Annotated in this window: 13 protein-coding genes; 7 read left to right on the forward strand and 6 right to left on the reverse strand. The window is 42.7% G+C overall.

Annotated elements, in window-relative coordinates:
• Position 1: 1 nt before the first annotated feature.
• The 7 genes from CRO19_RS16145 (at position 2) to CRO19_RS26480 (ending at position 7,713) form a co-directional block, all read left to right on the forward strand.
• Entirely contained in the window at positions 2-904 is a 903-nt protein-coding gene (locus CRO19_RS16145; RefSeq protein ID WP_097096727.1) for a GDP-mannose 4,6-dehydratase, read from the forward strand.
• Positions 880-2,046, forward strand: coding sequence for a glycosyltransferase family 4 protein (locus CRO19_RS16150; protein WP_097096728.1), 1,167 nt, complete (start codon positions 880-882; stop codon positions 2,044-2,046). Before CRO19_RS16145 ends, CRO19_RS16150 begins: the two co-directional genes overlap by 25 nt.
• The gene (locus tag CRO19_RS16155; RefSeq protein WP_097096729.1) at positions 2,043-3,158 is read left to right on the forward strand and encodes a glycosyltransferase family 4 protein; all 1,116 of its coding nucleotides are present in this window, start codon (positions 2,043-2,045) and stop codon (positions 3,156-3,158) included. The genes CRO19_RS16150 and CRO19_RS16155 overlap by 4 nt, the downstream gene beginning before the upstream one ends.
• A gap of 134 nt (positions 3,159-3,292) precedes the next feature.
• Entirely contained in the window at positions 3,293-4,699 is a 1,407-nt protein-coding gene (gene gnd / locus CRO19_RS16160) for an NADP-dependent phosphogluconate dehydrogenase (protein WP_097096730.1), read from the forward strand.
• 49 nt (positions 4,700-4,748) lie between these two features.
• Positions 4,749-6,389 carry a DUF6311 domain-containing protein gene (locus CRO19_RS25880; protein ID WP_141400247.1) on the forward strand — a complete coding sequence of 547 codons (1,641 nt, stop codon included), beginning with the start codon at positions 4,749-4,751 and terminating at the stop codon, positions 6,387-6,389.
• Complete coding sequence (locus CRO19_RS16170) at positions 6,386-7,327, forward strand: glycosyltransferase family 2 protein (RefSeq protein WP_097096732.1); 942 nt, start codon at positions 6,386-6,388, stop codon at positions 7,325-7,327. The genes CRO19_RS25880 and CRO19_RS16170 overlap by 4 nt, the downstream gene beginning before the upstream one ends.
• Positions 7,327-7,713, forward strand: coding sequence for a GtrA family protein (locus tag CRO19_RS26480; protein ID WP_097096733.1), 387 nt, complete (start codon positions 7,327-7,329; stop codon positions 7,711-7,713). The genes CRO19_RS16170 and CRO19_RS26480 overlap by 1 nt, the downstream gene beginning before the upstream one ends.
• A 136-nt stretch (positions 7,714-7,849) precedes the next feature.
• Here CRO19_RS26480 and CRO19_RS16180 read toward each other — a convergent pair whose 3' ends face one another.
• From CRO19_RS16180 to CRO19_RS16205, 6 genes are all read right to left on the reverse strand, one after another.
• Complete coding sequence (locus CRO19_RS16180) at positions 7,850-8,965, reverse strand: succinylglutamate desuccinylase/aspartoacylase family protein (protein ID WP_097096734.1); 1,116 nt, start codon at positions 8,963-8,965, stop codon at positions 7,850-7,852.
• A 109-nt stretch (positions 8,966-9,074) separates the two neighbouring features.
• Positions 9,075-9,872, reverse strand: a complete 798-nt coding sequence (locus tag CRO19_RS16185; RefSeq protein ID WP_097096735.1) for an ABC transporter substrate-binding protein — start codon at positions 9,870-9,872, stop codon at positions 9,075-9,077.
• A gap of 107 nt (positions 9,873-9,979) precedes the next feature.
• On the reverse strand, positions 9,980-11,125 hold the full coding sequence (locus CRO19_RS16190) for an acyltransferase family protein (protein WP_097096736.1): 1,146 nt from the start codon (positions 11,123-11,125) through the stop codon (positions 9,980-9,982).
• A 157-nt stretch (positions 11,126-11,282) separates the two neighbouring features.
• Positions 11,283-11,759 carry a YbaK/prolyl-tRNA synthetase associated domain-containing protein gene (locus tag CRO19_RS16195; protein WP_097096737.1) on the reverse strand — a complete coding sequence of 159 codons (477 nt, stop codon included), beginning with the start codon at positions 11,757-11,759 and terminating at the stop codon, positions 11,283-11,285.
• A complete protein-coding gene (locus CRO19_RS16200; protein ID WP_097096738.1) occupies positions 11,746-12,081 on the reverse strand; it encodes a helix-turn-helix domain-containing protein in 336 nt (111 codons plus the stop codon). The genes CRO19_RS16195 and CRO19_RS16200 overlap by 14 nt, the downstream gene beginning before the upstream one ends.
• Positions 12,078-13,394, reverse strand: coding sequence for a type II toxin-antitoxin system HipA family toxin (locus CRO19_RS16205; RefSeq protein ID WP_097096739.1), 1,317 nt, complete (start codon positions 13,392-13,394; stop codon positions 12,078-12,080). Before CRO19_RS16205 ends, CRO19_RS16200 begins: the two co-directional genes overlap by 4 nt.
• Between the last annotated feature and the right edge of the window lie 7 nt (positions 13,395-13,401).

Consider the following 13,401-nt stretch of genomic DNA (forward strand, 5'->3'; position numbering starts at 1 on the left):
TATGACTAATGGCAAAAAAGCATTGATCACTGGTATCAAGGGCTTTACTGGCCATTATATGGCAGCGGAATTATCCGCTGCCGGATATGAAGTTTATGGCCTAGGCTCAACGCCTGATCAATATGTTGATAATTATATTCAAGTTGACCTTACGGATGCGAAGAAAGTAAAACTCGCTATTGATGCTATTTCCCCTCATATCGTGGTACACCTTGCTGCTATTGCCTTTGTTGGTCATGCTGATCCAACCGCATTTTATGAAGTGAATCTTTCCGGAACGAGAAATTTACTTCAGGCATTGGCGGATACAGCTGTAAAGGCTGAGGCAGTATTAATCGCCAGTAGTGCTAATATATATGGTAACAATACACCCGGAAAACTAAGTGAAATAACACCAGCTAATCCTGCCAATGATTATGCAGTCAGTAAATTAGCGATGGAGTATGTTGCCAAATTGTTTATGGATAAACTGCCCATTGTTATTACACGGCCCTTTAACTATACCGGGGTGGGACAGGCTGATAATTTCCTTATTCCGAAAATTGTCAAGCATTTCAGGGAACGCAAAGCAATTATTGAGCTCGGAAACATAGATGTATGGCGCGATTTTTCTGATGTGCGATTTCTGGTTAAAAACTATGCCATGCTTCTAAACTCTGCCGCATTTGGTAAAACTGTTAATGTTGCATCTGGCGTAATGTATTCTTTACGAGAAGTAATAGAAATTTGTGAAGAGTTAACTGATCATAAAATTCGCATCGAAGTCAATCCTCATTTCGTTAGAGCTAATGAGATCAAAGAGCTATGTGGTGATGTTAGCTTGTTGAATATTTTGACGGAAGAACAGACAACAAAAATACCACTAAGAGATACTCTGAAATGGATGCTGGAAATACAAAGCTAAACGTCATTTTTTCTACGGATTGTATTAAATATCCACTAACGGGAATTGGACGTTATGCATACGAGCTTGCAAAGCAACTCCAGCAGCGTGACGATAAGATAAAGCTAACTTTTCTTCATGGAACTAAAGTACGAGACTCACTGGCAGTTGCCAGTGAGTCAGCTCAATCAGTTCAATCTTTTAAACGTAAACTACAAAATAGTAAAACTGCTAGCGAAATTTACCGACTCACTTTTCCTGTCATGAAGTCTTTAGCATTACGCAAATTCAAAGAACATATTTTCCATAGTCCTAATTATTACTTACCTCCAAGAGTCCCACACTGCGTCGCAACATTTCATGATCTTTCCGTGTTTCATTGGCCACAGTTCCATCCTGCTGGTCGTGTACATCTGATGCAAAAAGAGTTACGGAATACGGTTATTCGCGCAAAAATGCTCATTACCGATTCGCAATATACCAAACGTGAGTTGGTCGAGTTTTTTGGGCTTGAAGAGCAAAATGTTACGGTTGCCCCACTTGCTTACAACGAACAATTCCATCCGCGAAGCGCTTTCGACGTTAAGCATGTGTTAAATGAATACCAGCTTGAGTGGCGTAGCTTCTTTTTGTATACAGGTACAATCGAGCCTAGAAAGAATATTATCACTTTGCTGCGAGCTTATGACCGCTTACCAATGATTGCTAAAAACAACTTCCCTCTAGTTATTAGTGGTTATAAAGGGTGGGAGAATGCTGAACTCTTTAAACTGTTCTCTAAGGGAGAACGAGAAGGGTGGTTGAAATACCTCGGATTCGTTCCCGGCAAACATTTGCCAATTCTCTATAGTGCTGCGACTAGCTTTGTGTTTCCTTCAATCTATGAAGGTTTCGGTTTGCCTGCCCTTGAAGCAATGGCATCAGGCACGCCGGTGATCTGTTCTAACGCAACTTCGCTTCCCGAAGTTGTAGGTGATACTGCGCTAATGCATGATCCTGAGGATGTTGATGTCTTGACTAGCTATCTTCAAATGATGATAGATGATGTTTTAAAAAAGCAGTTAATGATAGATGCAGGGCTCGTACAAGCGAAGCATTTCTCTTGGTCTGCATGCGCAGATAAAACGATCGAAGCCTATAAAAAGGTTGCTGAATTTATATGATTAAGGTTCTACATTGTTACAAGACCTACTATCCGGATACTTTTGGTGGTATCGAACAAGTTATTTATCAACTTGCTGAGGGTGGGGTAAAAGAAGGAATTCAATCAACCGTTTTTACCCATAGCCCTAATTTTGATCATAAAATTACCAAGCATGCAAGTCACTCTATTTATCGAGTAAAAGCACTTTGTGAATTAGCATCCACACCCTTCTCGTTTTCCGCAATAAAAGAATTTAAAGAACTTGCTAAGCAAGCAGATATCATTCATTACCATTTCCCGTACCCTTATATGGATTTTATGCATTTTGCAGCTGGAATTAGAAAACCGTCAGTGGTGAGCTATCATTCGGATATAGTAAAACAAAAAGCTTTACTAAAACTTTATACTCCACTGATGAATCGTTTTCTGAAAAGTGTTGACCGTATCATTGCTGCGTCTCCAAACTATGTAGAAAGTAGTCCGATCCTTCAGCAATTTAAAAGTAAAGTCGAAGTGATTCCTTACGGATTAGAAAAGAATTTCTATCATAATAATGAACCAGCCATAGTTGCAAAGTGGCTAGCACGTTTCCCTGATGGATTTTTCCTTTTTATTGGTACGTTTCGTTATTATAAAGGATTACATATTCTCATCGAAGCGGCACAAAATAGCCGCTACCCTATTGTTATAGTAGGCGCTGGCCCTATTGAGGCTGAACTCAAGGCGCAAGCTCAGCATTTGAAAGTGGATAATATCTATTTCCTTGGTGCCTTAGAAGATAGCGATAAGTCGGCACTGTTACAGCTCTGCACTTGCCTGGTATTCCCCTCGCACCTACGTTCTGAAGCTTTTGGTATTTCGTTATTAGAAGGCGCTTTGTACTCTAAGCCGCTTATATCAAGTGAGATAGGGACAGGGACGACGTATATCAATATCGATCGCGTTACTGGATTGGTCGTGCCACCGTCTAATCCAAAAGCATTAAGAGAGGCTATGGATAGGATTTGGAACCATCCAGAGCAAGCCAAAACATACGGCGAAGCTGCCCATGAGCGGTTTGAATCATTGTTTACTGCTGATAGAATGATTGAAAGTTACACAAATCTTTATAAGTCATTATTAAATATATAGATTTTTTTCAGATTGTTTCTGGCCGCAATCGCACCAATCATTACCTCTTATCGGCTATCCTGAGTTAACATATCGGTCACTAACTGTATGGTGTTACTGGTAACACTGTGCGAGACCACAGACAGGAGTATGTAATGTCCAAGCAACAGATCGGCGTTGTAGGTATGGCAGTGATGGGGCGCAACCTGGCTCTTAACATTGAGAGCCGCGGTTACACTGTTTCAATCTTCAACCGTTCACGCGAAAAGACTGATGAAGTCATCGCTGAGAACCACGGTAAGAAACTCGCTCCTTTCTATACTGTTGAAGAGTTTGTTGAATCGCTGGAAAAACCACGTCGTATCCTGCTGATGGTACAGGCTGGTGAAGCAACTGATAAAACTATCGCTTCCCTGACTCCGCACCTGGATAAGGGCGATATCCTGATCGATGGCGGTAACACCTTCTATAAAGACACCATTCGTCGCAACAAAGAGCTTTCTGACCAGGGCTTCAACTTCATCGGTACCGGCGTTTCCGGTGGTGAAGAGGGCGCACTGAAAGGGCCATCTATCATGCCTGGTGGCCAGAAAGAAGCATATGAACTGGTTGCGCCTATTCTGGATAAGATCGCTGCGCGTGCGGAAGATGGCGAAGCTTGTGTGGCTTACATCGGCCCGAATGGCGCTGGTCACTATGTGAAGATGGTGCATAACGGCATCGAATACGGAGACATGCAGCTGATTGCAGAAGCCTATGCGCTGTTGAAAGGCGCGCTCGGTCTGAACAACGAAGAGCTGGCTGAAACCTTCACCGAGTGGAACAACGGCGAGCTGAGCAGCTACCTGATCGACATCACTAAAGATATCTTCACCAAGAAAGACGAAGACGGTAAATATTTGGTTGATGTGATTCTTGATGAAGCAGCGAATAAAGGTACCGGTAAATGGACCAGCCAGAGCTCACTGGATCTTGGTGAGCCGCTTTCACTGATCACTGAATCTGTATTTGCCCGTTATTTATCTTCCCTGAAAACCCAGCGCGTTGCGGCTTCCAAAGTATTGAGCGGCCCGCAGGCGAAAGCCTTCACTGGTGATAAAGCTGAGTTCGTAGAAAAAGTGCGTCGCGCTTTGTATCTGGGCAAAATCGTTTCTTACGCTCAGGGCTTCTCTCAGCTCCGCGCTGCATCGGAAGAGAACAACTGGGATCTGCATTACGGTGAGATTGCTAAAATCTTCCGTGCGGGTTGCATCATCCGTGCTCAGTTCCTGCAGAAAATCACTGATGCTTACGCGAACGATGCAGACATCGCTAACCTGCTGCTGGATCCATACTTCAAGAATATCGCTGATGAATACCAGCAGGCGTTGCGTGATGTTGTTTCTTATGCAATTCAGAATGGTATCCCGACGCCAACCTTCTCAGCGGCGATCGCTTATTACGATAGCTACCGTTCAGAAGTTCTGCCAGCTAACCTGATCCAGGCTCAGCGTGACTACTTCGGGGCGCATACTTATAAGCGCATCGATAAAGATGGCGTGTACCACACAGAATGGTTGTAAAATTTTCCAAATTAGCCCCTTGGATGGGGCTTTTTTTTAGGATAAAAAAATGAAATATCCGTTATACAATAAAAATGGAAGTGGTAATTTACTTACCCTATTATTTAGTGCTTGCCTTTCGTTTTTAATTATACTCCTATTAACTCCTAAAGGGTTTATTCTTGGGACTTCTTCTTATTGGCATACCGATGCTGAAGATGTAACGCAATATATTGCTGGATTTAATTATTATTTTATATCGGATTGGCATTTCCCACTGCTAGCATTTGATTCATTAAACTATCCAGACGGTACAAGAGCAACATTCGTTGATGTTATTCCATTATATTCATTTTTATTGAAAGTTTTTTTACCCAACTCCTTATATCCTTTTAATCCTTTTGGCTATTGGGTTGCATTTTGTTTTATTATGCAAGGTGTTGGAGCCTGGTTTATCGCAAAAGAACTTAAAATTAATTGCCTTTTTACTTCTTTAGCATTATCTGCTCTGCTCACTTCTTTTCCTGCGTTGTTATTTAGGTTGGGACATATTTCCTTAATGTCTCATTGGATTTTATTGTTTTCATTAGCGTTTTATTTTAGGGCAAAAAGAACTGGGTCCTTATCCATTGCAGGGATTACTATATTATTATTTGTATCTTTTTATATTAATATTTATTTATTTGTTATGGCATCATTAATATATGCATCTTCTATTATGATGATGCTATCAAGATGTTACTCATTAAAAAAAATATTGTTGTCAGTGTTACCATTTTTCTTTGTACTAATATCTATGTTGATATTTTTATTCCCTCTACCTCCCGGTGGAGGGGCTAGAGATAGTGGGTTTGGTTTTTATTCAATGAATCTGCTTTCTCCATTCGTAGGTGGAACACTTTTTGATATACGCCTTCCTGTTATGTCTGGACAATATGAAGGATTTAACTATCTTGGGCTTGGTGTCATTTTTTTATTAGCCTCATGCATAATTTTCTTCAGAGATACAATTAAAATATCTATCAAAGAAAATATTTACCTTTTTTCTACCTTATGCTTGCTAACAATTTACTCGCTATCTGGAGATGTATATTTCTCAAATGTATTAGTGTTGAAATTATACTATCCAGCTATTACCGAAGCCGTTACATCACAGTTTAGAGCTAGCGGGAGATTCTTCTGGCCCGTAGGCTATTGCTTGGTTATTTATGGTGTCTATAAGCTTTTTAAAATTGAGTCAAAAAGATATCGCTACTTGTTATTGGCATTTGTAGTGATTGTTCAAGGAGCTGATCTTCAAAATCAAATATCTTTATTCAAAGATAGATCAAAGAGGGAACAGCTTGAGCAGATAAATTATAAGATCTGGTCAGAAGATATTAAAAATAATAATATTAAGTTTATTTATTTTTATCCTAAGTTCCGTTGTGGTGGAGATCCTATGAAAGCTCTTTTACCAATAATGAACCTATCCTCAAAATATAATGTTAAGCTTAACACCGGTTATATAGCTAGATATATGCCTGATTGTGGCAATATCAGTACTGAAATTAAGAATTCCTCAAAAGAAAATAGTCTCTACGTATTCGATAGCAATGCATACAATCAAAAAGATGTTGCTGAATTTGTTGCTAATGAGCCAGCGCTATCCTGTAACAGAAGAGATTTTGCATACATATGTCGTTTAACGAAAGGAGCAGAAAAACAATGAGCGTTTCAAAGAAAAAAATTTCCTTAATAGCACCTTTCTATAACGAAGAAAAAAATGCACATCTTTTTTTTGAACGTGTAGATAAAGTTTTCGAAAATATTAAAGAGAAATATAATTATGAAGTTGTGTGCATTAATGATGGAAGTAATGATAACACGCTAAATGAATTGATAAGATTAAAGAATGAATCATTCCCAATGTTGAAAATAATCAACTTCTCAAGAAACTTTGGTAAAGAAGCTGCTGTTACTGCGGGCATTGATTTTGCCGATGGAGATGCTTTTATCCCGATTGACTCTGATCTGCAACATCCTCCTGAATTAATTTTAGAAATGATAAATAAATGGGAGAGTGGGTTTGATGTTATCTTAGCCAAAAGGAAAAGCAGGGCTACAGACAGAAAAATACAAAGAGTAACTGCGAATTTATTCTATAGTTTATCAAGTAAAATTTCGCATACTAATATTCCTGCAGATGTTGGTGATTTCAGGTTGTTTGATAAATCTGTTGCGTTGGAATTGAGAAAGCTCAGAGAAACAAATCGATTTATGAAGGGTTTGTTTGCATGGGTTGGCTTTAAAACCACATATGTTGAATATAATGTTGAACCAAGACAACACGGTAAAACTAGTTTTAATACATGGAAATTATGGAATTTTGCACTTGAGGCTATCACGAGCTTCAGTACAATTCCCTTGAGGATATGGTCTTATATAGGTGTTATTATTTCCATTTTCTCAATGGTTTATGCTGTTTTTCTTGTTGTCAAAACTATGTTTTTTGGAAATCCTACGCCGGGATATGCCTCTCTAATGGTCGCAATTCTGTTCTTTTCGGGTGTCCAACTGATTGGGATAGGTATTCTAGGTGAATATATTGCCAGGATTTCTAATGAAGTTCGTAATAGGCCAATTTATATTATTAAAGATATATTCTAATGAAGTTGCTCAAGGCGGTTATTAGCAGTGAGTTTTTACGTTTTGCTTTAGTAGGGGGGGTAAATACACTTCTACATGCTATAATTTTAACATGTCTTATGGAGTCGGTATTCATAAATGTTGTTTTTGCTAATTTCTTCGCCTTCTTAATAGCTAATGTTTTTTCATATTTTATGAATTGCAATTTCACTTTCAAAGTTAGACCTGGGTTGAGAGGTTATGCGAAGTTTCTATCGTCATCGCTTTTGGCATTGATTCTTACACTAGCTATATCTGCCTTAGTTGGATATATGGGCTATCATTACTTAATAGGTTTTTTATTCGTTATTTTGTTAGTTCCAGTAATTTCTTATTTTATGATGAAGCTATGGGCTTTTAGAAATTAATTCCAGCTGTTATGAGATTTTTTATTTTCAATTTAAAGAAATTGATTAACTATAACTATTAACAATCATAACAACCGGGTAAGGGAAATACCCTGTTGTTTTTTTAACATTTTAGTATGATTATTTCAGTAAAATATTAACCCACCAACAGCTCCCCCCGTCTCCCCGCATTCTCCCCAGCCAGCCGCACCACCAGCATCCCAGCCGTGACAAACTTAGTCAGATTCCTTGCATACAGCACGCCACCAAACTCAGCCACCAGCGGTGTTACCTGGTCGGTAATCGGATCTACGACCTCCGCGACAACTTCACCAGCTTTAATCCATTCACCCAGCTTGCGTCGATAAAGCACCAGCCCCGAATGCGCCGCATGGATATACTCACAGCCTGCCAGCTGAGTCGCTGGATGGAGCAGGGCAGGGGAATCGCCCAATTCACCGGTGATATAGCCGCCTTCAATCAGCGCATTGATGATCGCGTCGGCATCCTTTTCCGCCTGCTCTGGCGATACATCTGCCAAACCGCGCAGCTCCAGCGTTACCGGCAGCAATCCGCGCGGCATAGGGTACTCGTCGCCAAAGCGCTCAGCCAGGGTTAGCCACGGCTCACAGCAGGCTTCATCAAACGGCTCACCACCTGATATCTGCGCCAGCAGCTGCACTTCACTTCCCAGCCAGCGCGCCAGCGGTTCGATATCCGGCCACGCATGCGGCGTGGTGTACAGATGCGGCAGCGCGTCCCAATCGCAGTGCAGGTCAATCATCAAATCTGCCTGGCTGGCCATGCGCATCAGCGTAAAGCGCTGAGAATCGAGCTCGGTGCGCGCCATCAGGCTGCGATAGTGACGATCGATCGCCTCGCGTATCAGACGTTTGTTTTCGTATTCACTCTGCGTGAGCGAGTCTGCCAGCTCATCAATCAGGGCTTCTCCCAGTGCCGGGAAGCGGCGATTGAAGTCCTGACCCGATAAAGTATGAAAACGGCCCAGATGGCTGCCGTGCCAGTGTTGGCCCATCGCCAGAGGATTAGCCACCGGCACCAGTGTAATTTTGGATTTGAGCTTGCCAGCAGATTCCAGCGCTAATAGCTTTTGCTTCAAATACCATGCCACCGCCATACCTGGCAGTTCATCGCCGTGCAGAGCGGCCTGAATATAAACGCGCTGCTGCGAATCAGTACCAAAGTGGAAACTAACAATTTCGCGTTGCGTGCCCAGCGAGGCGCTCAAGAGTGGATGATGTTGTTGTTGCATAACGCTATCGATGTCCTGTTTTAAGGCAGGTTGCCATCGCACCTGCAAATTTCATGATTGGAATTATAAGTGCTGCTGTGAAAAGGGCGGCAAAAAGCCGCCCAAAAGATTACTGCTGAATGGAGATATCGGTGGCGAAGTACTTTTTCTGAATCTTATCGAAGGTACCATTCTTTTTGATTTCCGCGAAAGCATTATCCAGCGCGGTTTTCAGTTCGGTATCACCTTTACGCAAACCAATGGCGGTGCCTGGACCGATAATCGGATCCTGCACAATCGGGCCCGCCAGTTCGAAATCTTTACCCTGCGGATGCTTCAGGAAGCCATTGGCCGCCTGTGCCGCATCGGTGAACACCACGTCAAGTCGGCCTGAAATCAAGTCGCTCTCAACCTGCGCCTGATCGCCGTAAGGCACCACCTGCACGCCGTGTGGTTGCCATTTAGCGAGCGCATAACGCTCCTGCACCGTGCCTTGCTCGACGCCCACGGTTTTGCCTTTCAGTGATTCGGCGGTTGGCAGCAGGCCGGAACCTTTACGCGCAATCAGTTGAGTATGGGTGTCATACAGCGGCACGGTGAAATCAATCTGCTTTAGGCGCTCTTCGGTGATGCCCATATCAGACAGAATGGCATCAAACTTACGCGCTTTTAGCGCCGGGATCATGCCATCGAACTGGCTCTCTACCCAGACGCATTTGGTTTGCATCTGTTCGCACAGCGCATTGCCGAGATCGATATCAAAACCGACCAGCTTGCCCTGCGGCGTTTTGGATTCGAATGGGGGATAGGTTGGATCAACCGCGAAACGCACCTGATCAATTTTCGCCTGTGCGCCGAATGCGCAACCTGCCAGCACAGCCAGCGCCAGCGTCTGACGCAGGCGGGCGGTAAAACGAGAACTTGCCATAATATCGGTCTTCTTGTGTTGTGATGTTGAATCACGAAGAGTACCGCTCACCGTCGGGCATGGCAATTAGAGGATTATTTGCATTATGTTACAGTTGATAATTACATTTATTTCATAAGAATACTTGCAAGTTTCGTACTGCTTTCGTCAAATAATTTCATAAATATATGGGCAAAAAAGATTACCGCTACAAGTGTAATAATGAAAATGCCGAAAATAAGTAATGGAGTTTTATCTATAAAATGTGATTTAACATATAAAAAAGACGATAAGCTTAGTATTATTGGAAAATGAACAAGATATATTGAAAATGATATTCTCCCTAAATATTTCATTGGCTTGCTTTCAAAAAAAGTACGCATAACACCGTTTGCCATCAAGAAAACTATCAGAAACCCACTCACTACGGACATTAGGTTTCGGGTGAAAATACTGTCACCAAAAAGAGACCTGATCCAACTGTAATTGTTTGTGTGATCATATGACCCAAGGTAAATGGAAATAAGGATAATTATTATTTTTACTGAGCCTGATATTTCCATTCTACATTTGTTAATATAAAAACCCGCAATGAAAGCAAGATAATATGGTGCAGAATCAGAAGCGATAACGCAAATAAATAAGGATGATATTATAAGAAAAATGACTTCGGCTATCCCCTTGTTAATTAACCCAACATAAGACAAAACAATAAAAGAGCCGATTATTTCTATTCTCATAGTCCACAAAGTGGGAGTGTATATCGAATGTCCTAAAAATATTGAATCAAACAAACCATCTTTTAAAGCATAAATAAGGGATGGTTCGAAGTTCCAAAAACTTCCTAGCCATTTTGAACCACTAATTTGGGCTGCATCCTTCCAGTATCCTGCGCCTGATTCAATTATTACCCATGATAATAAAACACTCATTAAAACTGGAATGCAAAATCGAAAATAGCGCTTAGCTATTCTCGATTTTAAAATGGAAGATTCGTTTGTTTCGTAAAAAGATTTGGTTAATACGTATCCACTTAGTACGAAAAATATACTCACAGCTAAGGTGCCGTTCCAGAATACTGACAATAAAGGGAGGCGTAGGATTTTTGAAATGATGCCATCATTTGCATAATCGAAAGCGGAGTTTGGGTAAATTTTGTCAAACCCTAAAGGGTAAAATGAAATTAGGAAATGACATAAAAAAACAGATAATGAAGCAACTCCTCTAAGTCCATCCGCAGCTTCATCTTTAGTACTTGCTTTGTAAGATTGCATATCAGCCCATTTATGCGATTTTCAATTTTTTAATTTGATTTGACGTAACAAATCATTTAGTCATTGAAGTGAATTTTCACTTCTAAAGGTGAAGCGCTTAACGTGTGTCGAGTAATTATTAAAGACAATAACTGCTGCTCACCTTCTCGTAAACCATTTATAGGATTATTTTCATCACGTTACCATTATGCAGCGCCTGATAATCCGCGATATTCAGCACCACCGACTGCTCCAGCAAGCCTGCATTAAAGGCGATTTCGTCATAGCGTTCGAACAGCAGCGGATCCACCACTAATTGTAAATCCGGATGGAAACTAAACGGCGGAATGGCACCAAACACGCAGCCGGTTAGCGCATCCACTTCCGCCGGCGAGGCCAGCGACGCACGACGGCCGCCAACTGCCGCTGCCACTTTGCTGAGATCGGCTTGTCGATCGGCGGGCAACACCGCCAGCACATGCTGTTTGATGCCGTTACCTTTCACATGACACACCAGCGCTTTCGCGCCTTGTCCCACTTCGGTACCGCGAATTTCCGCCACCGCTTCACATTTGCCAGTCGCTTCATGCGTCATCACGCGATAACGCGCCCGATGCTGGTCGAGCAGGGCGAGCAGTTTTTCATGCGTGGTCATGGCTTTCTCCGGGTTGGGTGAGTTGGGTGAGCAGGGCTCGCATCATATGCGTTTGACGTGGCAGTAAACCGAGTTTTAAACCTAGCGGCTTAAATGCCCGATTCAACGTACTTAACGTAACACTCTCTTTGTCCTGCTCAATATCCGATAATGTGCGGCGGCTAATCCCTGCGAGTGCGGCATAGCGATCCTGGGAAAACCCCAACACTTTTTTGCGCAGTTGCATGAGTAACACGCCTTGGGTGAATTTCTCTTCTATAAACTGCTGCAGCAAATCTAATAACATGGCTTCTCGCTCAAATGGCGACAGGTTTTTATTCATAATTTCCATCCGGCAATGCGCTCATCCAGGTGGTTAAAGCCGATGCCAGGCATCTCCAATATCGATGCCGGTACGCCGCGAGTCTCCAATCGAGCCTTCAATCCTTTCAGCTTATTCGCTAGTACGCTTAGCTCTTGCAGGAGAACACTTTCAGATACCAGGTCATTAAGTTGCTGCGCAATAAGATGCCATTGATAATTGCCGCCCTCCTCATGGGGTGAACCCCACTGTGTGGTGCGCACAACACCTTCTGGATCGGCTTTCATGGGGGCGAAATCATAAACAGGCGCCAGCCACATACAGCCTATTTTCTTCAGAATGGCGCTATTGCGGCCGTGATTATCGGAATTACCAAAGGCGATATTCAGCATGTCGCGTTTCACCCACTCAATAACCATTTCAGCCGTTTGCTCGGTATTCAATTTCAGCACACGCACTAGACAACGTATCACCTCAAAATGGTTGAGATAGCTACCCGGCGCTTTTTGCATGATTGAGTAAACGGATTCCAGCCCGTATAGGGTTTTTTTACCGGCGATAAAATCAATATCGAAACGCGGCAGCCAGAGAGAAGGGTAGCGCTCGCCTTCGCACAGCAACATGTGTTGCGTGTCGATGGTTGCAACCCCAAGCGCTGTGAGTTCGTGATAGAAATGGTATTCCGCTCGCAGGATGTCGCAATCAATTGGCGTGCGTGCGCCGCGAGGATATTTGACCAGATAAGGTGTGTCTTGATTCAGCAGATCATCTTGCCAGGTATCGATCCACACTTCGCTGTTGTTATTAAGACGCAACAATAATTTTGGCGCTTCACCGCCTGCGCCCGTTGCTCCGCCGCTTGCGGCACCCATTTGCTGCGCGTACTCAAGAAAATCGGTATCACGTTCAATCGCCCATTCTGCGGGAAAACGGCGGCTTTTGAGCTGGCTGTCAGGCGGCAGTTGCGGTAAGGACTCTTTGATTCTTAAGTTACCGACTGGCGCAATGGTTCCGGCCTTAAGTAGCAAGTAATCCTGCTCGTTAGCGGCTTTACCTTGCAGACCTAACTGCGTAATCCAGTAACGTCTGCTGGCTCCAGCGGGAATGATGTCATCAAGAAAACCAAACCAAGGTTTAGCAAAATGGCTGCCAATCAGCATGACCGGATAGTTGATGCTACAGCTGACCAAATCGTTGCGGTCTAAATGTTCAACGGCATAGTTGAAGTCGTATGCAAGCAGGGCTTCACCGTCGCGGCCTTTGTACGGCTCTTTAAAATCAAGCACCGCAGCATCATGCCAGCATCCATCTAGATAGATCTGTAGAGTAAGCATGGCAAAC

The organism is Candidatus Pantoea floridensis (genome assembly GCF_900215435.1).
GTDB lineage: Bacteria > Pseudomonadota > Gammaproteobacteria > Enterobacterales > Enterobacteriaceae > Pantoea > Pantoea floridensis.

Bases quoted from the DNA above. Each gene is read 5' to 3' on its own strand.
- CRO19_RS16190 (WP_097096736.1), bottom strand. From the start codon at position 11,125: ATGCAATCTTACAAAGCAAGTACTAAAGATGAAGCTGCGGATGGACTT.
- CRO19_RS16150 (WP_097096728.1), top strand. From the start codon at position 880: ATGGATGCTGGAAATACAAAGCTAAACGTCATTTTTTCTACGGATTGT.
- CRO19_RS16170 (WP_097096732.1), top strand. From the start codon at position 6,386: ATGAGCGTTTCAAAGAAAAAAATTTCCTTAATAGCACCTTTCTATAAC.
- CRO19_RS25880 (WP_141400247.1), top strand. From the start codon at position 4,749: ATGAAATATCCGTTATACAATAAAAATGGAAGTGGTAATTTACTTACC.
- CRO19_RS16200 (WP_097096738.1), bottom strand. From the start codon at position 12,081: ATGAATAAAAACCTGTCGCCATTTGAGCGAGAAGCCATGTTATTAGAT.
- CRO19_RS16195 (WP_097096737.1), bottom strand. From the start codon at position 11,759: ATGACCACGCATGAAAAACTGCTCGCCCTGCTCGACCAGCATCGGGCG.
- CRO19_RS16185 (WP_097096735.1), bottom strand. From the start codon at position 9,872: ATGGCAAGTTCTCGTTTTACCGCCCGCCTGCGTCAGACGCTGGCGCTG.
- CRO19_RS26480 (WP_097096733.1), top strand. From the start codon at position 7,327: ATGAAGTTGCTCAAGGCGGTTATTAGCAGTGAGTTTTTACGTTTTGCT.
- gnd (WP_097096730.1), top strand. From the start codon at position 3,293: ATGTCCAAGCAACAGATCGGCGTTGTAGGTATGGCAGTGATGGGGCGC.
- CRO19_RS16145 (WP_097096727.1), top strand. From the start codon at position 2: ATGACTAATGGCAAAAAAGCATTGATCACTGGTATCAAGGGCTTTACT.
- CRO19_RS16180 (WP_097096734.1), bottom strand. From the start codon at position 8,965: ATGCAACAACAACATCATCCACTCTTGAGCGCCTCGCTGGGCACGCAA.
- CRO19_RS16205 (WP_097096739.1), bottom strand. From the start codon at position 13,394: ATGCTTACTCTACAGATCTATCTAGATGGATGCTGGCATGATGCTGCG.
- CRO19_RS16155 (WP_097096729.1), top strand. From the start codon at position 2,043: ATGATTAAGGTTCTACATTGTTACAAGACCTACTATCCGGATACTTTT.